Genomic DNA, 23,627 nt, shown 5'->3' with positions numbered 1-23,627 from the left:
CTAACTAATTTTTTATGAAGCGACTAAAGTTAACGCTCATCCTCCTGGTGGGGATAGGGGTATACCATGGCTATGCCCAAACGCAGCTGACCTTACAGGAAGCATTGAAGTTTGCCTTAAATAACAACAAACAATTGGCAAAAACTAAAATGGACGAAGAAATGGGTAAGTTCAAGACCCAGGAAGTTCGTTCCCAAGCTTTACCCCAACTGAATGGTAATGCTTCCTATACAGATAACCTGAAGCTACAGCAGTCATTGATTCCAGGCCAGGTATTCGGCAAACCCGCTGATAGCTCTGTTCTGGTAGCATTTGGTGTAAAGTACAATGTTACAGCAGGCGCTGAGCTAAGCCAGCAGATCTTTAACCAGGCAGTATTTACGGGCCTTAAAGCTGCTAAATCCGGAGAGGAATACTATACTCTGCAAACCCAGCAATCGGAGGAAAATGTGATCTACGCGGTTACGCAGTTGTACTATCAGTTGTTGGTGACACAGGAAAAAATTACAACTGTAAACAGCAACATCGAAAAATTAACTGAGTTGGTGAATGCGACCAAATCGCAGTTCGACAATGGTTTGGCAAAGAAAATAGACCTGGACCGCATCAAGGTAAATCTCACTAACTACGTTACCCAACGTACACAGTTACTGAACCAGTATGCCATCCAGACTAATCTCCTTAAACGCCAGATGGGAATGCCTTTGCAGTCGGCCTTCACCTTGCCATCTGCTTCCCTGAAAGAAATTGAGCGCAAAGCTTCCGGCGTATTGCAATATGATGATATGAACCTTGCTAATAGAACGGAGTATAAAGTGTTGAAGAAGCAAGAGGAGCTGCAGAACTTCCAGAAGAAAGCCTATCAGGCAGAATATTATCCTTCCCTGTCGCTGTTTGGCCGCTATTCTTATAATGGTATGAGTAACCAGTGGTTGATGAAGAATGATCCTTCCTATATGACTACCTGGTTTAGCGCATCTGCTATTGGGCTGTCTTTGAAGGTTCCCATCTTTGATGGGTTTGGCCGCCGCTCTAAAGTAAGCCAGGCAAATGTGAGCATCCGTCAGATCAATAAACAACTGGAGGATACAGAGTTGGCGCTCAACACCGATTACGAGAATGCCAAGTTACAGGTACGCAGTAATCTGTCTACTATTACGATGCAAAAAGAAAATGTGGACCTGGCCAACGAAGTATACTATTCTACCCAGAATAACTACAAGCTTGGTCTTGCCGGTTTAACAGACTTGCTGAATGCAGAAACTTCCCTGACAGACGCGCAGAACAGTTATAATGAAGCCCTGCTGCAATACAAATTGGCAGAACTGGAAACCATTAAAAGCAAAGGAAGTTTGAGAGACCTTCTTAACTAATATGTATAAACGAAAATAAGCATAGAACACACAAACTATTTTTGCAGATGAAAAAGTTTATAATCTGGAGCCTGGTGACAATAGGTGCAGTAGTACTGATCTTATGGAAACTCAATGCCAATAAAAAAGCAAACGAGGCCAAAATCGAATTTGTAAAACAAAGTAATATCGGGGATATTCCGGTGTTGGTGCAGCAAGTGAGCCGCAACGATTTTTCACAGGGTTTCCTGGCCAATGGTAATTTTGCGCCTATCCGTGAGCTATCTTACCTCGCAGAAGCTGCCGGCCGTGTCACCAAACTGTTGGTAGATGAAGGCAGCGTGGTAAAACAGGGGCAACCTGTTGCTTACCTGGATGGTGAGATCGTAAACACCGATCTGGCATCTGCTAAGGTGAACCTCAATCAATTGAAAGTAGATAAGGAAAGATATGAAAGCGCTTTTCAGACAGGTGGTGTTACCCAGAAACAAATGGATGATGCCCGTTTGCAGTATGAAGTAGCCAAAACTAGGTATGAAGCAGCCAGTCGCCGTGTAAGTGATACTTATGTAAAAGCGCCTATCTCTGGTATCATCAACAAAAAATATATAGAACAAGGGGCTTACCTCTCCGTAGGCAATAAGATGTTCGATATTGTAGATGTGTCCCGCCTCAAGCTGGCGGTATCTGTTCCGGAAGGACAAGTAGTGAACTTGAAAAAGGGTCAGCAGGTGGAAGTTACATCCAACGTGTTTCCTGAAACAAAATACCAGGGCACCATCACTTTTATTGCCGCCAAAGGTGATAATTCCCTCAACTATCCGGTTGAAATGGAAGTAAATAATATTCCCGGCAAAGATCTGAAAGCCGGTATGTATGGTACCGCGCATTTCGTGAATCCGGCGGTAGATAAAACTATTTTCATTGCCCGTACAGCCTTTATTGGCGGTGTAAACAGTAATGAAATATATGTACTAGATGGTAAGGCAGCCAGGAAACGGAAAGTGGTAGCCGGCCGTATTGTAGGCGATCAGGTAGAAGTCAGAGAAGGCCTCAGTGAAGGCGAAACGGTGATCACCAGTGGCCAAATTAACCTGACAGAAGGAGCCACAGTATCGGTTCAAAACGACAATAAGTAAGCGGGAAATGTATCTGGTGTTTGACCAAATTTTTGCAACATGAAGATTACTGAAGTATCAATTAAGCGACCTACCATAGTGGTGGTGGTATTTACCATCCTCACGCTGTTGGGCGTGATGAGTTATAAATCGCTGAACTATGAGTTATTGCCCAAGTTCAGCTCCCCGGTGGTCACTATTGCTACAGTGTACCCCGGCGCCTCTCCCAATGAAGTAGAAAGTACTATTACCAAGAAGATTGAAGATGCGATTGCTTCTATGGAAAAGATCAAAAAGATCGTTTCCAAATCTTCTGAAAGCCTTTCTATTATTACCGTAGAGCTCAACAATGATGCGAACGTGGACCTTTCCCTGCAGGATGCGCAGCGTAAGGTAAATGCTATCCTCGCAGATCTGCCAGGAGATGCAAAACCACCGTCACTCAATAAATTCTCTATAGAAGACCTGCCTATCATGACTTTATCTGCCACTGCTAACATGGATGACGGAAAATTTTATGACCTGGTAGATAAAAAGCTACAGCCTTTATTATCACGTTTACCCGGCGTAGCCCAGGTATCGTTGGTTGGTGGCCAGGAAAGGGAAATCCAGGTGAATATAGACCCGAAGAAATTGCAGGCCTTTAATTTGTCTATTTTGCAGGTGCGGCAGTTGATTACCAATGCCAACCTTGATTTTCCTACCGGTAAGGTAAAAACCCGCGATGCGCAGATCCTGATCCGCTTGGCAGGTAAGTACAAAAATGTAGACCAACTGCGCAATCTGGTGCTGAAAACCACTACAAACGGAACACAAGTGCGTTTGGCAGATGTGGCAGATGTGCAGGATACCCAGAAAGATGCAGACCGCATTGCCCGTGTAAATGGCGTAAATGCGATTGCCTTGCAGGTGCAGAAGCAAACCGATGCTAATGCAGTAACGGTGAGCGAAGAAATGAAAAAGGCCATCAGCAGCATAGAGAAAGATTATGCTGCTAACGACCTGAAAATACTGGTGGCTAATGATTCTTCTGACTTTACCCTGGAATCTGCCGATTCCGTGATTCATGACCTTATCCTGGCGGTACTGCTGGTAGCGGCAGTAATGTTATTGTTCCTGCATAGTATACGTAGTGCCATCTTTGTAATGATCTCCATCCCTGCCTCCCTGGTAGCCACGTTTATTGGTATGAAGCTGATGGGCTTCTCCCTGAACCTGATGTCGCTGTTGGGGTTGTCGTTGGTAGTAGGTATACTGGTAGATGACGCGATTGTGGTGCTGGAAAATATTTACCGTCATATGGAGATGGGTAAAAACCGGGTGCGCGCTGCTTTTGATGGCGTAAAGGAGATAGGCTTTACCGTTACCTCTATTACCCTGGTGATTGTGGTGGTGTTTCTGCCTATCTCTCTCACCAACGAGCTGGTATCCAAGATCCTGCGCGAGTTTTGCGTAGTGGTAATGATTTCCACGATGCTCAGTTTGTTGTCGTCGTTTATGATTGTACCCCTGCTGTCTTCCCGCTTTGGTAGGCTGGAACATATTACCGGCAAGAATGCCTTCGAGAAATTTATCCTCTGGTTTGAGCATCAGTTGCAGCGTTTCACTGATTGGATGACCGATATCTTGAAATGGGCGTTACATCATAAGGCTGTTACCCTGATTGTTGCGATAGGATTGCTGTTTGCGTCCTTTATGCTGATTGGTAAGGGGTATATTGGTGGAGAGTTTATCCCTACCGGCGACCGTGGACAGTTTATTGTGATGCTGGAAATGCCGAAAGACGCTTCGGTAGAGCAAAGTAACCAGGCAACGCGTACAGCGGAAAAATACCTGGACAAAAAGCCGGAGATATCCCGCTTAATTACTACTGTAGGCCAGACCAGTGAGGATGGTTTTGGTAACGCCCAATCTACTGCCTATAAATCTGAAATCACCGTTATGCTCGTAGATCCCAAAAAACGTGCAGACGCTTCCGATATTTATGCAGCGAAGATCAAGAAAGAATTGAAGTCTATTTTACCTGGCGTAAAGGTAAAAACGACCAATGTAAGTATTCTGGGTATGGCTGAAAGGGCGCCGGTAGAATTGATTGTGATGGGTACAGAGCTGGATAGCGTAATGAAATTCGCCAATATAGCTAAGGATACCCTGAAAACCATTGCCGGTGCTACAGAAGTGAAACTGTCTGTAGAAGAAGGTAATCCTGAGATCAACGTACAGGTAGACCGTGATAAGATGGCTGCTTTGGGACTTACACTGGATGTAGTGGGCGGTACCATGCAAACTGCTTTCAGTGGAACTGCCGACGATTCTAAGGTGAAGTTCCGTCAGGGGGATTATGAATATGATATCAACATGCGTTTTGATGATTTCAACAGAAAGAATCTGGATGATGTATCCAATATACAATTCATGAATGATAAGGGCCAGCTGATCAAATTGTCGCAATTTGCTGTAGTTACTGAAGGCTCGGGCCCCAGCCATCTGGAAAGAAGGGATAAGAACACTTCTGTATCTGTACAAGCACAGGTAATGGGCCGGCCTGCCGGTACTGTTACCCAGGAGTTTGCCGCTAAGTTGACTCAAATGGGCAAGCCTACAGGTATCAGTTATGTGTTTGGCGGGGATGCAGAAAATCAGGGTGATTCCTTTGGTACACTGGGTGCCGCTTTGCTGATCTCTATTGTAATGGTATACCTGATCATGGTAGCCCTGTACGATAATTATATTTATCCGTTCGTAGTATTGTTTTCTATTCCTCTGGCGATTATCGGCGCCTTACTGGCGTTGGCGCTCACCAACAATACGCTGAATATCTTTACCATCCTGGGTATGATCATGCTGATCGGTTTGGTGGCGAAGAATGCGATCATCCTGGTAGACTTTACCAACCAGATGAAGGCGCAAGGCCAAACTACCTTCGAGGCACTGGTGCATGCCAATAATGCCCGTTTACGTCCTATCCTGATGACTACCATTGCTATGGTGATCGGTATGTTGCCGATTGCACTGGCAACCGGCGGGGTGGCTTCTACCAAGAATGGTTTGGCTTGGGTAATCATAGGCGGTTTGATCAGCTCTATGTTCCTAACGTTGATTGTAGTACCAGTGGTGTATATGATCGTAGATAAGATTATGGCGAAATTTGGCATTGGTAAGCTCTCTGCCAAACGTTATATCAGACAGCGGATGGTAGCTGCTTACGAAGAAGTGCCGTTAAATGAAATTCATACGAATTAAGATATGTTACTAACAGTGTAACAGTTGTAGGTTTAGGTAATAGCCGGAGTAATCCTACTCCGGCTTTCTTTTTCTTTGATATTAATAAGGAATTCTTTCCTTTTCACATTTTTATTTTCCTCTCTGTGAGTAGTTTTGATTTAAGTTGCCGGCGCTTTATTTTCTCGCCAGTAATAACATATGTGACACAGGAAAAGGAACAGGCGAAGGTACTCCATTATTGCACGGGCGCATCAGTTGTACCTTGCCCTCCAACCTGTTATTCACGATCCATTCATTACGGTAGGTATGGGAAAGATTGTCTAACCTTAACCCTGCTGCTTCCAGTGCATTTTTCCAATCGTTGTAGTTCCAGAAGCAGAAGGTTTCATGCATTTCACTGAGCCAGTTATCGTGATAATCTCATCCCAGGGCATGGGTTGTGTAAACTGTTGGGTTTCCGGGTCCCATTCTGCCGGTAATACATTGAATCCATGCGCCAGGTACATCTCTTTTACGGCGGTGGAGCAAACTACGAGTGTATTTACGGGGGTAAGGGCATGTACGCCTTCGCTGGAATGACGTATAGTCTTTACCGTATATTCAGCAAAATCTGGGATTACGCCTACGTCATCAATGCCATATACAAATACGGGCGTCTCCAGGGAATTTGAAAACTCTTGTATCACCATGGCGCGGAGGTAAAAGGTACAGGATTCCGTTTGGTGCCCAGGTGGTTGGCAGAGGTAACGGCGAAAATAACGCCTTCAATTTCCTGTGCCGGCATAGGCTCGCCATGCATGTTTGGTTCACCTTCCAGCCTGCATTTGATCAGGCGGTTCAGGTATTTGACTTGAATGTCCGTCAGCAGGTGGTGACGGCCGGGTATGAGTAAAAACATGCCATGAAATTATACATTTCATCCAAAGGGGCAAAGCAAAACACGCAGGGGAAATTGCTTGCGTGTTTTGTTGACCTGAGAGAGCTGCATTTGAAATAAACGTAGCTTACAAAGCTGCTTTTCCACGCACTTCATTGAAGGTGTATTCGCGTATCACATTTCCATTTTCGAACACGGTTTGGAGCATATTTGCAGTATCAGGTACGGTAGTTTCTTCTACTGTTTTAAATTGATTGTTTTCGTGGATGAGGCTTAGTTTACCGGATTTAGATTTTTTGAAAGAGGTACGTAAGTGACCATTGGCATCCAATTCTACCGGCATTTTATGTACATTAACGGCTTCCCCGTTTATGATGGCATAAGAGCATTTAAAGGCAAATTCCTGCGTGTCGCGGTTTACGCGTTGTAGTAAAGCGCCGCCCATGCCCAGCGCCAGGTTTTCAGCGCTTACGCCAGCCTGTTTTAATGCTTCGAAGATGCCGGGGATGGAAGAGTAACTGATACCATCGCCTTGTATAACACGTACTTGTGGCGGCAGCACTTTATAACCTTTTTCATTGGTAGTATAACCAAATTTATCCATCAGTATTTCAAATACCTTGAGGAGTGTATTTACCGGATCGCCGCTATCAGGGCGGATAACGAGCGTGCCCTTCCTTTTCAGGATCTGGTTTTTGAGCGCAGTGCCCCAGTATTCTTCACAAGCACGGAATATGTTGTAGGAGTCGGATACGCAGGCAATGACTCCGGTGGGGTAAGTATCCAGGATGTATTTGAAAATTTCCAGTTCTCCTTCTTCTCCCAGCAGGGTGCATACAGAGTGTTCTGTAGCAGGTAGAGAGAACCCCGGAGCAATAGGTGCATGGTAATATCTTTTGGCAAAAACGGAGGCTGGAAGGGTATCGCTGCCGGCAAAGTTGACCAGGTGGGCGCTACCGCCTATCCCTGCGCTTTCTGGTGAGCTGGCGCCCCGGAAACCAAAATCATTCAACACGAAGTTGATGCCGGCAAATGAAGCAACGCTGGCAGTGTCTTCATAATATTTTGTCACCACCTTTTTAATTTCCCGGGAGAGGGTGGCTACGGTAGAGGGATACCAGACTTGCATCAGGAGTGTTTCCAGGAAGTTAGGAAGCCAGAAGCATTCGGGATCTGTGTTTTCTATGGTCATCAGTACATTGCGCACAGGTACTACGGTGCCCTCGGGCACAGCTTTTATCCTTACCGGTAATCTGCCACCATGTTTAGTGATGATATACTCAAAGCGGCTACGGTCAAATACATCGTTGCGGCCAAATACTTCTACCAGCATTTTTTCTGCTTCGTCCAGTTTTTCTATAGTAAATACTTCTCCGCTCAGGTATTCTTTCAGGAAATATTGTAGGCCATAGAATACGGTTTCGTCAAATTTACCGCCACGACTTTCCAGGTAGGAATAGATATATTGGGTACCGGGGATATACAGTTTGTGGTGGGAATATTTGTAAGCATCGGCCAGTAGGATCAGGTTTTCCTTTGTCATATCTCAAAATTTTAGTCTTGTTGGATATATTTTTCAGTAAGTTTTGTAAGCAGTGGAATATGTGTATCATTGATTTCTCCTCTACCGATTAAATTAGGTATATCCGTTACCGCTACCCAGCGTAATTCGGCGAGGTCGTCGCCGGCTTGGGGTTCACCATATACCAGGTTTGTAGTGAACAGATTGGTAATGATTTTGTTTATTTCGGTGCGGTAGCGCCAGTCGTTTACCCGCAGTGATGTTACGTATTCCATAGGGGTAGTTTTTATAGGGCCACATTCTTCTTGCAATTCTCTGGCAGCGGCCATTTCAAAGCTTTCGTCTGTAGGGTCGGAGAAGCCGCCTGGCAGGCGCCAGTTATTTTCATTGGGCTTACGTCCGAGCAACAACTCTGTTTTATTATTCCGGAATACTGCAATGTCTACGGTTGCATACACGGAAGGGAACAGGTTATAAGTATTATAAATAATGCCGGCGCGGAATTCTTCCGTATCAAATACTTTATCTGATATGGCCTCCCGCATAGCGGTAGCATTGTAGTCTTTTATGGGAGGCAAAGCTGTTGTTTTGTATCTGCCGTTGTAAATGCCAATGAAGCTATCACGGCTGCCGTATAGCAAGAAGCCTTCGTGGGGGAAGTTGTTGTGCAGCAGTTCATCCAGTTTCTGAGACCATACCTGGTCGCTTTTCTGATCGCTTAGTGGCAGTACAACGATTTCCGGAAACTGTTGTTTGATCATCCGTTCACGTGTATAGTAATCGAGTGGATTTTTACGGCTTCCCCTTACTGGGCTTACTCCCAGTATGATAATCAGACGGTTGTGCTGTTGTTTTACCTGCCGTATTAGCTCCAGGTGGCCTTCGTGGAGGGAAGGTGTTTGGAACCTGGCTATAATTACTCCTGTGGGTTTGGCGTTTTGCATATCCGCTTATTTTGTGTAATTGTTACACAAATATATATGGGCATTTTTAGACCACAAAATATTTTTTGTAAAAAATACACAAAATAAGCGTCGGGGATATCGTAACTGATTGATAATATGTGTTATATCTCAAATGTCATGCCTTCTTTCTTCAACTTAAAATACCTTTCCTCATCGAAACTAAATAGTTTGGCAGGCCGGCCTTGGGATACCTGTTTCTGTTTTTCGTTGTGTGCAATCAGTATTCCCAGATGGTTGATCTTTTTCTGGAAGTTGCGCCGGTCTATTGAGCGGTCCAGCAGGGTTTCGTAAAGTTTTTCGAGGTCTGCGATGGGGAACTTTTTATCAAGTAATTCGAAGCCAATGGGTTCATAGCGGATCTTATTCCGCAGCCGTTGTACAGCCACTTTTATAATGGTAGCGTGGTCGAAGGCTAGGGTTGGAAGCTCTTTGATGTTGAACCAATTGGCGTCTTCCGCGTCGGAGCTGGCGGCCAGTTTAAAGTTGGTAGGATTTACCAGGCCAAAATAGGCGATAGATACTACCCTGCCCCGTGGGTCGCGGCCGGGCAAGCCAAAGGTATACAGTTGTTCCAGGTAGTTAATATTTACGCCTGCTTCCGTGAGCAGTTCGCGGGTAACGGCTTCTTCAAGCGATTCTTCGTCCAGTACAAAGCCACCGGGAAGCGCCCAGCTATGCAGGAAAGGCTCTATAGTACGTTTAATGAGCAGTACTACGATGCCTTCTTTGGGAATATATCCAAAAACTACCGCATCTACGGTTAATCTGATGTTCTGTATAATCGGCAAACTCTTATCGGATTATTTAGCTTGAATGTATTGTTCGATCTGGGCAGTACCCTTATGTAAATTTACGAACAAAGGATTTTTTTGCGGATCAAAAACGATGATAGTGTTTTGTTCCCATATATCTTGTGGTGTAGGCAGTTCTATCATCACTTCCTGTCCGTTGGTCCGGTGGAACAGCAGGCTGTCTTTGGCAGCAGGGTGTGCTTTAAATTGATGCTGGTCCAGGTAGTCGGTGATTTGTTTCCTGATATACAGTACAGAGTCGGTAAGTGAATCGCCGGCAGGTTTAAATTCACGGTATACGTAGCATTTCTCGTTGATTACGTCGTAGGCCGACCTGTCTGTGTGGTTTTCATTGTTACGGGAAGAATTACACGCAAAAAGCAGTGTGCCAGCAACTAGTAGAAATAATATCTTTTTCATGGTGATGTGCTTTAATGTTCATAGCAATCATAGTTACGCTGGCGGTAAATTTTGCCGTCCCGGAATTCTATGATGGTACAGATAAATGCTTTCATAATTTGTCCGCGGCGGAACTGGCCTGCATCCACACCTATCTCGCCGGTCCATTTGGCTTCTACCACCAGGGTATTGCCAGACTCTACTACTTTCAACACACTGAAGTGTTGTGATTTTAGGATGATCCTGTTGGTTGTCACGCTTTCCAGCATGATGTCGAAGTTCCTTTGTTTAATTTCATTCGAGAGTTGGTTTGGATATTCCGTCTGAATGATATTCGGATGAAAGATCCTGGCAAACTCCACGGGGTCTGCTGAAAAAGTTTCCAGCAGTTGAAAGTACCGGTATATAAGCGCCAGTTTCTCGTCCATTTAAATTAAAGGGATAAATTAAATTATCTGCGAAAATATATACATTTCGCAACTATATGTAATAAGCTTTTCATGTCTTAACGCTAATCCGCTTAATGGGAAAAGGCGAGTTTGTCTTTATTGTTGGTTTTATCGATCACATTGTACACCAGTTTCAACATACGGAGTGTCTCTTCATAATTGATGCTGTTATTCTTGTTGGTGAGTGTATTGAAGTAGAGTACGGGTATATTTTTTTGATAGAAAGCAGTATGGTCAGCAGTGCTGGTGTGGCTGGAGTCGTAAATGACCGGTAAGTCTTTGGATGCGGTTTGGTGAAGGATGTCTGTCCACCCGGAAGAAGTGCTGTCACCGCCTATTTGGAGAGGTTGACCTGGAGGCAATTGCCCGATGCCATCAAGGTTGATCATATAATTTACTTCAGAAAGGTTGATGGTGCTGTGGGTAGCATACCACGACGATCCATACTGGCCTTGTTCTTTACCGGAGAAAGCGATGACGAGATAGTTGTGATTATGCAGACGGGAGCCGGACAGCAGTCTGGCTAGTTCCAGCAAGGCAGCTATGCTACCGGCATTGTTTTCGGGTTTCGCGTTGGTTTCCTGTTCGGGGTAGTTATAGTGGGCGCCGATAATAATAGTTTTAGGCGCCTGGTTATTGATATAGCCGATTACGTTAGTGCCGGTACGTTTGGTCAGGTGGAAGGCTATTTCCAGGTTAATATGGAAGGTTGCTGCATCATCTGCCTCCAGTTTTTTACTGATATCGTTGCTTACCCAAACCGCTGGAATACTGGTGGCTGCAGTATGTTGTGTTATCCATTTGGTAACCTGTGCGGTTGTTTCCTGACCATTAAAAAAAATGACACCTGTGGCGCCAGCTTTTTCTGCTGCCTGCGTTTGATAAAGGTATTGTTCTAACATGGTTTGGGGGTTGCTGGTATCCATTTCAGCCACGTTGATGAACCAGATGTTATCTGGTTCGTTAACCCCGGGCGTGGCCTCTCCTTTTGCAGCTTTACTGGCGCTGAAGGGCAGTGGGATAAACTGTTTGCCAACCACCAGGGCTTCGTCGTTGAGGCTCATATGGGAGGAAGCGGCCGGTTCCCGGGTTTCTTTCACGGTAAACGGCTGTAAAAAACCATTATCGCCTTTGGGTGTAAGTCCTAATTGCTGCATTTGAGCGGAAAGGTAAGCTGTTGCTAATTGTTCACCGGGAGCGCCGGTATTATGGGCTTGCAGCGTGTCGCTGTTCAGGTAATCAATATGAAGTTGCAGGTTGCCGATTGTTTTCCTATCTTCTTTTCGCTGGGCATGGCTATGCATGGGAATAATAAAGAATGGTAACAGCCAGGTTATCTTTTTCACAGTGTTACTTTTTTGGGTGTGAAACAAAATTACGAATTACCCTTGTCCTATGGAGGAATTCTTTTTCTATCTCATTGTATTCTAGGTATTTATAATATATACACAAAGGTTCGTCTGAAAACAGTCATACGCGTTTTTCCGTTAGCCATTCCTAATTTCCAAATTGTTATTTTTGCTCCGTTTTTAAAAACATAGTATGAAGAACACGCCTTTTACAGAGAAACACATTGCGCTGGGGGCCAAGATGGCTGCCTTTGCGGGTTACAACATGCCTATTTCCTATACCGGTATTAACGATGAGCATCAGGCGGTGCGAACAAACGCCGGGGTGTTTGATGTAAGCCATATGGGCGAGTTTATTTTAAAGGGTGAAAATGCACTGGACCTGATCCAGCGCGTTACCAGCAACGATGCCTCAAAACTCACTGACGGAAAGGCCCAATACAGCTGTTTACCTAATGAGCAAGGCGGTATTGTAGACGATCTGCTGGTATATTGCCTTGAAGAAAATAAAACTTATATGTTGGTGGTAAATGCCAGCAATATCGAAAAGGACTGGAATTGGATCAGCGCTCACAATACGCAGGGAGTAGAAATGCACAATATTTCCGATAAAACCTGTTTGCTGGCTATTCAGGGTCCTAGTACCACCAGTTTGCTACAGCCGTTGACGGAAGTGGATATTGTCAACATGAAATATTACACTTTTGCCAAAGGCACTTTTGCGGGTGTGCCTAATGTGTTGATCAGTGCTACTGGTTATACAGGTGCAGGGGGCATTGAAATTTATTTTGAAGATACGGATGGTGCTGCTAACAAGATCTGGGACGCTATTTTTGAGATAGGAACACCTAAGGGACTGAAACCTATTGGTTTAGGCGCTCGCGATACGCTGCGTCTGGAAATGGGCTTCTGTCTTTATGGCAACGATATTGATGATACCACTTCTCCATTGGAAGCGGGTTTAGGCTGGATCACCAAGTTCACCAAACCGTTTACTTCCAGCGAGACCTTTGCTAAACAAAAAGCAGAAGGTGTTACTAAGAAATTAGTAGGCTTTGAAATGGTGGATAAAGGTATTCCCCGTCACGACTATGAAATTAAAGATGCAGCAGGTAAAGTAATTGGCCGTGTTACTTCTGGTACCCAATCGCCTTCTTTACAGAAAGCTATTGGTCTTGGATATGTAGAAACGCCATTTGCAGCGCTGGATACAGAAATTTTTATCAGCATAAGGGACAAGGCCTTGAAGGCAAAAGTGGTAAAAGTACCTTTCTTGGGCTAGGAATAGCGGGGTAAAGTCTTTAATTTTGTTGGCGTTTTCACGCATAGCGCACAGAAGCGCAAGGCATGCAAAGATGATGTGCTTTGCGCTTTTCGTGTTTTGTGGAGAGCCGGGAATTTGAATAATTATTACCATATCTATGCCTACTATTCATTTAACTACCGTTATCCATGCCCCGCTGGAAAGGGTTTTTGACCTCAGCAGGAGCATTACGCTGCACAAGCGGAGCATGTCGCATCGACAAGAAGAAGCGATACAGGGCCGTACCAATGGCCTGATTTCTTACAACGAAACAGTGACGTGGCGTGCTAAGCATTTGGGCAAAGTAAGGGAGCTTACCACCAAGGTTACCGCTATGCGCCAGAACGAGTATTTTAGTGATGAGATGACAGCCGGAGATTTTACCTATATGCATCATCAGCATTATTTTAAAGAGATCGGGAATGGCACGATAATGATCGATCTGATGGAGTTTGGTACCCCCTACGGATGGTTTGGAAGAGTATTTGAGAGGTTATACCTGCATAAATATATGATCAGGCTCCTGCAGGAGCATAATGATGCTATCAAGGACTTTGCAGAGACAGAAAAATGGAGGGTCATCCTTGATTAAAGTTAAAAGTAATTGAATGACAGCAAGTAACAAACCAAGTCTGGAAGTGTGTTTATCTCCGGCTTTATTACATCTGTATGATGTAAAGAACAGTATTGTAGTAATTATTGATGTGCTGCGTGCTACTTCTACTATTTGTACGGCTTTATATAATGGTGCATCCAGGGTAATTCCGGTGGCTAGTGTGGAAGAATGCGTAAATATTGGCCGTGCTATTGGTGGCATTACCGCTGGTGAGCGCGATGGAAAAATTGCAGATGGCCTCGTGCATGGTAATTCCCCTTTTGAATATTCGCGCGAGTTCATTGAAAATAAAACTTTGGTATTAACTACTACCAATGGTACTAAGCTATTGCATATGGCTAAGGATGCAGTGCAGATAATTACAGGTTCTTTTCCCAATATCAGTGCCGTTTGCGACTACCTGGTGGCACAACAACAAAATGTGATTTTGGGTTGCGCCGCCTGGAAAGACCGGGTGAATATGGAAGATACCCTTTTTGCCGGCGCCGTGGTAAGCCGTATTAAAGAACATTTTACGGTGAACTGTGATTCTGCTATTGCCGCGGAAACCCTGTATGGTGCTGCCAAGAACGATATGTATACTTTTATGAAGCAGGCCTCCCATTATCAGCGTCTGGCGAAATATGGGCTGGAAAAAGATATTCACTATTGCCTGACCCCCGATGGCGCCAATGTGCTGCCATTATTTAAAGATGGGGAATTGGTGGCAGTTTAAAATAAAAAAGGAGAAGCATTTGCTTCTCCTTTTCTTTATGGTGATTAGCTTTTTATGCTTGTGCGTACTTGCCTTTGTTGAGGGCAAAGAAGATCATTACCCAGCCCATAACAAGCGGATAGGATATTTCCGCGAAAGATGCACTGCTGGTGACCTTGAAGATAGTAGCCACTACCATGGTAAAGAATAACGCAATTGCCAGTGGTCTTACAAAGAATCCGGAAATGAGCGCAATACCTCCCAGGAGTTCAGCTAAGGTAGCCAGCAAACCCCAGGCGGTAGGCCAAAAATCAATGCCCAATGTTTTCAGTGTACCTCCCAGGAAGGTCCAGGTGGCTGGGCCGCCAACCAGTTTCATAATACCAAAAATAGTGAATAAAACGCCAATGCCTATACGGAAAATCAAAGAAGCCAGTTTGTTGTTGCTCATAGAATAATTGTTGTTTAAAAAAATGTACCGCAAAAGTAGGGCAGGTATTATTGTAAGTCGATGGATAAAAAGCGGTTTATATTGGACTTTTTTTTGCAAGAAGAACGGCGTCATGTACTTGTGTATTAGTATCTTATCATGGAAAAGCGAGTACAATGGATCACTATTATACATTATATATGTAGTGTCTGCGTGATTCGCCTATTGCCATTAGCTGGCAGTTTTATAAGCGACCATAAAAATATAGATCTGTAACTCTGGAGAGGAAACATCATACACCTTTGGGATACAGGAGGTGGTGAACTTTTCAACGGTATCCGGGTTGGAGTTTATAAATAGTTGATAAACAGTACTATATATTTAATAAAATGTATGTTGGGAAATAGCCGTTTATCTGCCATGGTAAACAAGTGGCGTTTAATGACATCTTAATGTTTTGACCGCGGGTTATTAGAAATTTTCTGCTTACTTTTGTGGATTGCCTTTTTATCAGCTATTAATTTTTTTTTGATATTTTTTAACCCTTTTGCTGGTAATAAAAAGTGGGCAACAACGTATAGTATGTCGCTACCCCATTTGCTAAAATATGTTTACAACAACGGCACTGATGAAGTGATCCGCAGGGGGAAGCGTATTTTTTCGACCGGGGGCGTTGAACTCATAGAGGCCGACCCGGTACTGAAAACAGCTACCTTCCGCGTAAAGAGCGACACGCATGCCAATTATTACCGTGTTTCCATCACCAAGTACGGAGATACTGCAGGTATGTCTATCCGGTGCCAGTGTCCTTACAACCTGGGGGATATCTGCCGCCATGAGGCCGCAGCCCTTTTCCAGCTGCAGGAAATGCTGGATAAAAACCAGTTCGAAAGCTTCGACACACAATTTGACCAGCAGCATACGCTGGTGAAAATGAAGTCTATCGACATTAAGACCATTAAGCTGCTTACTTCCGGCGCTATCCTGGCAGAAGCAGAAGAAATCGCCAAAAAACATCCGGCCCAGGTCACTTTGGCCAAGGATGAAAAGGTAGAAGCCACCCTCAGGCTGGATAACCAGGACTATCCGTTGATCATTCAGCGGAATGAAGAACGTTTCTTTGATACACATTGTATCTGTGACGAAACGGAACATGCGCTGTGTGTGCATAAAACTGCCCTGTTTCTACAGCTCCTGCAAAAACATGGTCCGTTTTACTTTGATACCCTGCGCAACTGGGATAAAGAAAAGAACAAGTTATTATCGTTGTATGGTTATTCCCTGTCGGACGACCTGGAAGGCAAGTTTACCTTCTCTTATACAGATGGCAAACCTTTCCTCCGTGTGCTGGACCCTTCTATCAAAAGAGTGGATGGCGCTACCAGCGGGCGGCAGCCAGTGGCAGCTGCACCCCCCCCGGAAGAAACCATTACCATTACCCAACGGCTGGCCGCCGTTTTTAATGGCAACGAAACCTTATACCCGTATTTTAAAATAGACCTGGTAAGTGGTGAAGTGAATGAAGAGCAAAATGCTTTTGTATCGCTGGCCAGTAAACTGGACCTGTCTAAATACGTGGACTTTTACCAATATAAAGAAAAGGACCGGGAACTGATTGCCCCTGTACGTAAACTGCAAGGCAATGAAGTTAGTAAGTTCCTCAGCAAAAATTCGCCGTTTGCCGGTATATGGGAAAATATTACGCACGAAAATGCGGAAGAATTACCTACCGAAACCAAGGAGTTAATGCTGGAATACCTGCATCCTAAATTGGCCAAACTGTTTCCTCAGCTGGCAGAACATGGGTTGGTATTTGAACTGCCCAACAGGCAGGCTTTCAAAACAAAAAACCTGAAGCTCCTGCAAATAGGGGCCGACCGGTTGAAGCTCCTCATTAAAACCGAAACAGGCGATACACATGTGGCCATCAATTGCTACGTATCTATTGAAGGGGAATTGATAAATGTGGCTGATAATGAATGGGATAGCCCATTGTTGTTTTTGTATAAACAAGTGCTCTACCTGTTTGAAAGCCCACAAGACGCCCTGCATGTAGAGCTGTTCAGGCAAAATGGCCAATTACGTATTCCTAATGCAGAATGGCCCACCTATCTTAAAGATTACCTGTTGCCATTAAGCCGGCAGTACGATATACAATTTGATAAAGGCCTGCTGGCCGAAGTAGATGACCTGGCGCCTGAACCACGGGTATTCCTCAAAGAACTGGGTGAAACATTTATCATTCAACCCGGCTTCGCTTATCGCGGACAAGAGGTGGAATGGAATGATGAAGCCCGGATCACTGTACAGGAAGGTAATAAAGTGTTGATCATTCACCGTAATAAGGAAGCGGAAGAAGCTTTTGTAAATAAGCTCCGCACCTTGCATACCAATTTTGCTCAACACGATAACCATAACTATTTTTACTTGCGGGCAAAAGAAGCCCTGAAAAATAATTGGTTCTTCCTTTTCTTTGATGCATTAAAGGAAATGAATGTGCGGGTATTTGGATTTGATTCCCTGCGCAACTTCAAATTCAATTCGCATAAGCCAGTTACTAATTTACAGATCAGTTCCGGCATCGATTGGTTCGATGCCCAGATCGAAGTGTTATACGGCGATCAGAAGGTAAGTATCAAGGATATTAAAAATGCGCTGGCTAATAAACAGAATTATGTTCAGCTGGCAGATGGCTCTCTGGGCCTGTTGCCGGAAGAATGGCTACGCAAATACTCCCTCCTGTTTAAAGTAGGGGAAGAAAAAGATAAAGGCCTTAAACTCAGTAAATATAATTTCAGCGTAATCGATGAGTTGTATGAGTTTATTGACGATGAAGCCGTAGTATTGGAATTGGAGCAGAAACGCAGAAAACTGCTGCAGTTCGATGAGATCAGGAACATTGAATTGCCTGAGAACCTGCAGGCAACCTTGCGCCCTTACCAGGAAAGCGGTTTTCAGTGGCTCAACTACCTCGACGACATCAAATGGGGCGGTATCCTGGCCGACGACATGGGTTTGGGTAAAACTATCCAGGCGCTTACTTTCCTGCAATACTATAAGAACAAGCACGTAGGAAAAACTTTGGCGCTCATCGTTTGCCCCACTACCCTGATCTATAACTGGGAAAACGAAATCAGGAAATTTACCCCGGATATCAGTCACCATATTCATCATGGCCCTACACGGTTAAAATCATCTGAAGAGCTGCTGAAGTACGATGCCATTGTTACCACCTATGGTACTTTGCGCAGTGATATTCAGCTATTGATGAAACTGGAGTTCGACTATGTGATCCTGGATGAATCGCAGGCGATTAAAAACCCACAATCGAAAGTAACCAAGGCTGCCCAGTTGCTGCAAACGAAGAACAGGCTGGCTTTGAGCGGTACGCCCATGCAAAATAATACCTTTGATATCTATGCCCAGATGAATTTCCTCAACCCAGGCATGCTGGGTAGTGTAGACTTTTTCCGCAACGAATTTGCTACACCTATCGATAAGTTCCAGGACGAGGAAAGAAAAGAACACCTGCGCAAGCTGATCTATCCGTTTATCTTACGCCGTACCAAAGAACAGGTGGCCAAAGACTTACCGGAAAAGATCGAAACCGTGATCTTCTGCGAAATGGATGCGGAACAACGGCATATTTATGATGCTTACCGCAATACCTACCGTTCCAAAATCCTAGGTGTAATTGAAGACCAGGGGATGGAACGTTCCCAGCTCACTATCTTGCAAGGGCTGATGAAGCTGCGGCAAATTTGTGACTCTCCGGCTATCCTGAATGATACGGAACAATATCCTAACCATTCTGTAAAGCTGCATGAGCTTACCCGTGAGATCTCCGAAAACATCGGCAACCACAAGGTGCTGATCTTTTCCCAGTTCCTTGGTATGCTGGGCTTGATCCGCGACCGGATGCAACATCTCAAAATTCCTTACGAATATTTCGATGGCAGCACTTCCACTGTAGATCGTGAGAAAGCAATACAGAACTTCCAGAACAACGAAGAGTGCCGTGTGTTCCTGATTTCCCTGAAAGCAGGTGGCGTAGGTTTAAACCTTACCGCAGCAGACTATGTGTATATCGTAGATCCATGGTGGAATCCCGCTGTGGAACAACAGGCAATTGACCGTACCCATCGTATCGGGCAAACGAAGAATATCTTTGCTTATCGTATGATCTGTAAGGATACCGTAGAGGAAAAGATTTTGCAGCTGCAGGAAAGAAAGAAATCTCTGGTAAAAGAAATTATTTCTGATGACAGTGGTTTTGTGAAGAAGCTGACCAAAGAAGATGTGTTGTACTTGTTTAGTTAAAAATAGGACTTTTAATAAAAGGGGTGATTTTCCAATAGAAAATCACCCCTTTTATATTTTCGGAAAAAATTGTTCCTGCAATAGACTGTTTTAAGTCTATGCAAAAAGACTGATGATATATTTGGGCAGGATGGTGCATATCAGGATACCATATCCCAGATCCAGCCAAAAAATGGAGCCGATAGTCCCCAGCATGATCAGTCCTGCTACCGGAACACTCAGGGCTTTCAACCACCAGGTGGAGTTTTCATCATGCCACAGGGTGTACCACATACTTTGTGCATCGCCGAGGCTAGGAAAGGCATGCATGGCGATGGAGATGCCGAGGTAAAGCAAAATGTAATCGAAAGGAGTGCCCGCATTGAACTGTAATACAGGGATGGCCGCGGGGAAAGCGATGATAAGCCCTAGCAGGGTATTCACAAAGAAAGGACCAATGCTGATCATCAGCTGTTGCGCAGGGTTCCGGGGGATTTCATGGATCACATATCCTAATGGGTTACCTACCTGGAAATATTTTACTTCAAAAATAGCAATGCCATATAGGCGGCAAAATAACTGGTGTGCAAATTCATGTACAATCACACCTGGGAAAGTAAGCACAGAAATAACCAGGCCTAAACCGGGAATAAAAAACATAATTGACTATTTAAAGAAGGTTAACGATAACTGTTTTTTCCACTCATCACATCGTCCAGTTCTGTCAGGAAGTCGGCTTCTGCATGGATGGCTTGTAGCTTTTGATATAGTTTATCCCGCTCGGAAGGCTTATTATTGAAGTGATAAGCCAACGCCAGCGCATGAATATTTATGGCATTTTCTGCATCTGTGTTATAAGCAGTTATCGCTTTTTCCAGTGCTTCTTTATCGTGGTGCTGTTTCAGCAGTATTTTTGCGATGCCAGCCTGGGCGTAGGAAGCATCTGCATTTTGTTCCAGAATAAGGCGATAGGTTTTTAATGCCTTGTCATATTCTTTTTCTTCCCGGTAGGTATTAGCCAATAGGGATAATCCAAGACGGAAATCGGGAGCTATGGAGGTTATCTGGCTTAAAACACTGTCTGCTTTCGGGTAGTTTTGATGTTGATAGGCATAAAGTCCCCAAAGGTAACCGGTGCATACATCTTCCGGATGTTGGCCATAATAGGTGCCCAATGCTTTTTCGTAGGCAGGAGTGGTATTATCCATGCTGTCCAGCACTGTATTAAAGGCAGTATCCTTCACACTAAAATAGTGAAGGGTTTCGAGAGCTGCAGTAGCTTGGGTAACCAGTTGTTCATCTTCAATCTTTTTATTTCTTACTATCTGCAGGATACTGTCTGCTTCCGTGAGATTATCATTGTAAATGCTGGCCATCAGATAGCGTATATTGGCATTGTCGTTATTAGGAAACTGTTGAAGCACCTGCTTTAACCATTGTTTCTCTTTTAGATAGTGGTGGCTCTTTTCTGCCTGTTTGGCCTTTTCATAGGCGATACCCGCTTTGAAATACTTCGGAAAATTGTACAAGGAAATGAGGAAGAGTACACCTACGCCAACTGCTGCCAGTTTCACGCTGTTTAAAACGGGATAGCGGCTGAGTTGCTTTCTGCAGTCACTACATAGTTGCGTATGATAGCCGGGTTCGGTGTTAGGATTGGCACACTGCTGGCAACCACTCTGGGAAGCGACAAGCGCTTCGCTGTTTGTTTCGTCCATAGATAAAGGGTAAGGTAAGGGTTAATAAATCTGCCTGCAAGGTAGATAAAATCGTTTTCACTTTTTGCATGTACCCTACCGTTTTTGCATGGTTAACGCGTTTTGTATAAAACAGTACGGGCTGTTTTTGCATTTAAAACATTGGTTTTTAAATATTTAAATAAACTAATTAAAAGGTTGGCATTTCACTGGCATCTACCTGTTTGTATCAAACAACTAATCTAGATGTTACCAGATTCAAAAGTTGCTCCCCTGATAAGGTTACAAATCCCCGAGATGACCTTTCAAACAGGTCTTGATATCAGTAAGGTGATCCACTCCTTTGCTGATTATACCGGATGCCTGATCCGTAATGAACAATTATCCGAAGTGAAACGTTGCTTCACCGTAGCGGGAGTATTATATCGTAATGGAAGCAATGTATTACGCAACGCTATCGAAAATGCGTTCCTGTATCCATTATCGCCATTTCTCTGCAGCAAACATGTGGCACTACTACCGTTATCACTGAAACACATCAGGATACAACAATTGCAAACAATAGCCATTTAAAATTTTTACTATGATCATGACCCTGTTCTTGGTGCTTGCGGGATTGGCCTGCTTCGCCCTGTTCTTTAAACTGGTAGACTATTTTGAAAAAATCTGAATAAAACGCCTGCCATGAATACACTCTTTATTTTATCGCTGTTGGTTTTCGGATATATGATATACGTATTACTGAAGCCCGAAAAATTTTAGCCGGAGTCTTATCCCGCAAGCCTATACGTAAAGCTTTATTAATTCATTAGTAAAATGATAACAGAAATTACAGGCGTTATAGCCACCTATGGCATTACGTTGTTACTAGCCTGGCCATTGTCGGGGTATATTGTAAAAGTATTCCGGGGGGATCGGACCTGGTCCGATTTCCTGCATCCCTTGGAGCGCCTCTTCTTTAAGATTTCCGGTATAAACCCCCATGAGGAGATGAACTGGAAGCAGCATATGAAGGCGATGCTCACCATTAATTTGGTATGGTTTGTTTACGCTTTTTTTGCCCTGATGTTCCAGGATAAGCTACCGTTGAATCCCGATGGTAACCCCGGACAATCAGCCGATCAGGCGTTCAATACCGCTATCAGTTTTGTGGCGAACTGTAACCTGCAACATTATTCCGGCGAAACCGGGGTTACCTATTTCACGCAGCTTTTTGTATTGGCCTTCCTGCAATTTGTGAGCGCCGCTACAGGTATTGCTGCCCTGATCGTGGTATTTAAGGCATTGAAAGAAAAAACAACTACCAGGTTGGGCAACTTCTGGGACATTTTCCTGAAAGCCATTACCCGCATCTTGTTGCCACTCAGTATAGTGATTGCCCTGATCTTTATTTTTAACGGTATGCCAGCCAGCTATGCTGGCAAAGACACCGTTGTAACCATGCAGGGCGATACAGTAAACGTTTCCCGTGGGCCAGCTGCTGGTTTTGTGGCGATCAAACATCTGGGTACTAATGGTGGTGGCTTCTTTGGCGCTAACTCCGCACATCCCCTGGAAAACCCTAACTACATTACCTGGATGACAGAGATGATAGCGCAGGTGGTGATACCTGTTGCGATGGTATTTGCGCTTGGATTGTTTATACAACGGAAGAAATTCGCCTATGTGATATTTGGCGTTATGACTATCGGGATGATCTGTTTGCTGATCCCTTCCATGCAGCAGGAAATGGCAGGCAACCCGGCTATTGCCCATATGGGCATACAACAGGCCACAGGAGCTATGGAAGGTAAAGAGGTGCGTTTTGGCGCCGCCGCTACAGGCTATTGGAGCACAGTGACTACCATTATTTCTACAGGATCTATATGTGGCTGGCATGACAGCACCATGCCACTCACCGGATTGATGGAGTTGCTGGGTATGATGCTGAACTGTTTTTATGGTGGTTGTGGGGCGGGTATTCTCAACTATTACATCTTCATCATTATATCGGTATTTATATCCGGGCTGATGGTAGGCCGTACGCCCGAATTTATGGGACATAAATTAGAGGCCAGGGAAGTAAAGATAGCCGCTATCGTTACCCTCTTGTCTCCCCTGCTGATCCTGGCAGGCACGGCATTATCGGCCTGGGTGGTGACACATCATCCGGATGCCCGTTGGGCGGTGAAACCATCTACCTGGCTTAATAATCCCGGCTATCATGGTTTCTCCGAGATGCTATATGAATATACTTCTTCCAATGCCAACAATGGCTCTGGTTTTGAAGGTTTGGGTGATAACAATATCTTCTGGAATGTGAGCACTGCTTTTGTAATGATCCTGGGAAGGTTTGTGCCCATTATAGGTCCTGTAGCTATTGCCGGGATGATGGCATCTAAGAAATATGTTCCTGAATCCGCAGGTACGCTAAGAACAGATTCACTCACTTTCGGTGTTATGACCTTTGCGGTGATCCTTATCCTCACAGCCTTGTCTTATTTCCCGGCGCTGGTGCTGGGCCCGATTGCAGAATATTTTTCCCTGTAATTATTTAATGAA

Annotated in this window: 21 protein-coding genes; 10 read left to right on the top strand and 11 right to left on the bottom strand. The window is 44.4% G+C overall.

Annotated elements, in window-relative coordinates:
- Window positions 1–14: 14 nt before the first annotated feature.
- The 3 genes from ACDQ55_RS03160 to ACDQ55_RS03150 are packed head-to-tail and all read left to right on the top strand — an operon-like array spanning window position 15 to window position 5,713.
- Complete coding sequence (locus ACDQ55_RS03160) at window positions 15–1,373, top strand: TolC family protein (protein WP_420979630.1); 1,359 nt, start codon at window positions 15–17, stop codon at window positions 1,371–1,373.
- Window positions 1,374–1,420: 47 nt separating this feature from the next.
- On the top strand, window positions 1,421–2,491 hold the full coding sequence (locus tag ACDQ55_RS03155; RefSeq protein ID WP_420979629.1) for an efflux RND transporter periplasmic adaptor subunit: 1,071 nt from the start codon (window positions 1,421–1,423) through the stop codon (window positions 2,489–2,491).
- 39 nt (window positions 2,492–2,530) lie between these two features.
- The gene (locus ACDQ55_RS03150; protein ID WP_420979628.1) at window positions 2,531–5,713 is read left to right on the top strand and encodes an efflux RND transporter permease subunit; all 3,183 of its coding nucleotides are present in this window, start codon (window positions 2,531–2,533) and stop codon (window positions 5,711–5,713) included.
- A 308-nt stretch (window positions 5,714–6,021) separates the two neighbouring features.
- Here ACDQ55_RS03150 and ACDQ55_RS03145 read toward each other — a convergent pair whose 3' ends face one another.
- The 8 genes from ACDQ55_RS03145 to ACDQ55_RS03110 form a co-directional block, all read right to left on the bottom strand.
- The gene (locus ACDQ55_RS03145; RefSeq protein ID WP_420979627.1) at window positions 6,022–6,384 is read right to left on the bottom strand and encodes a hypothetical protein; all 363 of its coding nucleotides are present in this window, start codon (window positions 6,382–6,384) and stop codon (window positions 6,022–6,024) included.
- Window positions 6,378–6,593: a hypothetical protein gene (locus ACDQ55_RS03140; protein WP_420979626.1), complete on the bottom strand. Its 216-nt coding sequence runs from the start codon at window positions 6,591–6,593 to the stop codon at window positions 6,378–6,380. The genes ACDQ55_RS03145 and ACDQ55_RS03140 overlap by 7 nt, the downstream gene beginning before the upstream one ends.
- Before the next feature lie 106 nt (window positions 6,594–6,699).
- A complete protein-coding gene (locus ACDQ55_RS03135) occupies window positions 6,700–8,115 on the bottom strand; it encodes a nicotinate phosphoribosyltransferase (RefSeq protein WP_420979625.1) in 1,416 nt (471 codons plus the stop codon).
- An 11-nt stretch (window positions 8,116–8,126) separates the two neighbouring features.
- Entirely contained in the window at window positions 8,127–9,038 is a 912-nt protein-coding gene (locus ACDQ55_RS03130) for an NUDIX domain-containing protein (protein WP_420979623.1), read from the bottom strand.
- A 122-nt stretch (window positions 9,039–9,160) separates the two neighbouring features.
- On the bottom strand, window positions 9,161–9,847 hold the full coding sequence (locus ACDQ55_RS03125; protein WP_420979622.1) for an NUDIX hydrolase: 687 nt from the start codon (window positions 9,845–9,847) through the stop codon (window positions 9,161–9,163).
- Window positions 9,848–9,859: 12 nt separating this feature from the next.
- A complete protein-coding gene (locus ACDQ55_RS03120; protein ID WP_420979621.1) occupies window positions 9,860–10,270 on the bottom strand; it encodes a hypothetical protein in 411 nt (136 codons plus the stop codon).
- 11 nt (window positions 10,271–10,281) lie between these two features.
- A complete protein-coding gene (locus tag ACDQ55_RS03115; RefSeq protein ID WP_420979620.1) occupies window positions 10,282–10,677 on the bottom strand; it encodes a nuclear transport factor 2 family protein in 396 nt (131 codons plus the stop codon).
- 92 nt (window positions 10,678–10,769) lie between these two features.
- On the bottom strand, window positions 10,770–12,044 hold the full coding sequence (locus ACDQ55_RS03110) for a M28 family peptidase (protein ID WP_420979618.1): 1,275 nt from the start codon (window positions 12,042–12,044) through the stop codon (window positions 10,770–10,772).
- Between the two features lie 196 nt (window positions 12,045–12,240).
- Between ACDQ55_RS03110 and gcvT the strand changes: the two genes are divergently transcribed.
- From gcvT to ACDQ55_RS03095, 3 genes are all read left to right on the top strand, one after another.
- A complete protein-coding gene (gcvT, locus tag ACDQ55_RS03105; protein WP_420979616.1) occupies window positions 12,241–13,329 on the top strand; it encodes a glycine cleavage system aminomethyltransferase GcvT in 1,089 nt (362 codons plus the stop codon).
- A gap of 139 nt (window positions 13,330–13,468) precedes the next feature.
- Window positions 13,469–13,942: an SRPBCC family protein gene (locus tag ACDQ55_RS03100; RefSeq protein WP_420979615.1), complete on the top strand. Its 474-nt coding sequence runs from the start codon at window positions 13,469–13,471 to the stop codon at window positions 13,940–13,942.
- 16 nt (window positions 13,943–13,958) lie between these two features.
- The gene (locus tag ACDQ55_RS03095) at window positions 13,959–14,681 is read left to right on the top strand and encodes a 2-phosphosulfolactate phosphatase (protein WP_420979614.1); all 723 of its coding nucleotides are present in this window, start codon (window positions 13,959–13,961) and stop codon (window positions 14,679–14,681) included.
- Between the two features lie 52 nt (window positions 14,682–14,733).
- Here ACDQ55_RS03095 and ACDQ55_RS03090 read toward each other — a convergent pair whose 3' ends face one another.
- Window positions 14,734–15,111, bottom strand: coding sequence for a DoxX family protein (locus ACDQ55_RS03090; protein ID WP_420979613.1), 378 nt, complete (start codon window positions 15,109–15,111; stop codon window positions 14,734–14,736).
- Window positions 15,112–15,672: 561 nt separating this feature from the next.
- Here ACDQ55_RS03090 and ACDQ55_RS03085 point away from each other — a divergent pair.
- Window positions 15,673–19,410 (top strand): SNF2-related protein, encoded by a 3,738-nt coding sequence (locus ACDQ55_RS03085; protein WP_420979611.1) that lies wholly within the window; start codon window positions 15,673–15,675, stop codon window positions 19,408–19,410.
- Window positions 19,411–19,506: 96 nt separating this feature from the next.
- Here the strand turns inward: ACDQ55_RS03085 and ACDQ55_RS03080 are convergent, their stop codons facing one another.
- Window positions 19,507–20,049, bottom strand: a complete 543-nt coding sequence (locus ACDQ55_RS03080) for a metalloprotease family protein (RefSeq protein WP_420979610.1) — start codon at window positions 20,047–20,049, stop codon at window positions 19,507–19,509.
- A gap of 20 nt (window positions 20,050–20,069) precedes the next feature.
- The gene (locus ACDQ55_RS03075) at window positions 20,070–21,107 is read right to left on the bottom strand and encodes a tetratricopeptide repeat protein (RefSeq protein WP_420979609.1); all 1,038 of its coding nucleotides are present in this window, start codon (window positions 21,105–21,107) and stop codon (window positions 20,070–20,072) included.
- Between the two features lie 225 nt (window positions 21,108–21,332).
- On the opposite strand from ACDQ55_RS03075, the gene ACDQ55_RS03070 reads away from it, so the two are divergent.
- The 3 genes from ACDQ55_RS03070 (at window position 21,333) to kdpA (ending at window position 23,615) form a co-directional block, all read left to right on the top strand.
- Window positions 21,333–21,659 (top strand): DUF7674 family protein, encoded by a 327-nt coding sequence (locus ACDQ55_RS03070; RefSeq protein ID WP_420979608.1) that lies wholly within the window; start codon window positions 21,333–21,335, stop codon window positions 21,657–21,659.
- Window positions 21,660–21,770: 111 nt separating this feature from the next.
- The gene (locus ACDQ55_RS03065; protein ID WP_420980429.1) at window positions 21,771–21,848 is read left to right on the top strand and encodes a potassium-transporting ATPase subunit F; all 78 of its coding nucleotides are present in this window, start codon (window positions 21,771–21,773) and stop codon (window positions 21,846–21,848) included.
- A 54-nt stretch (window positions 21,849–21,902) separates the two neighbouring features.
- Window positions 21,903–23,615: a potassium-transporting ATPase subunit KdpA gene (kdpA, locus tag ACDQ55_RS03060; RefSeq protein ID WP_420979607.1), complete on the top strand. Its 1,713-nt coding sequence runs from the start codon at window positions 21,903–21,905 to the stop codon at window positions 23,613–23,615.
- The last annotated feature ends 12 nt before the right edge of the window (window positions 23,616–23,627 follow it).

The organism is Chitinophaga sp. 30R24, assembly GCF_049056765.1.
Taxonomy (GTDB): domain Bacteria; phylum Bacteroidota; class Bacteroidia; order Chitinophagales; family Chitinophagaceae; genus Chitinophaga.
This window is presented reverse-complemented; position numbering and strand designations above follow the sequence as displayed.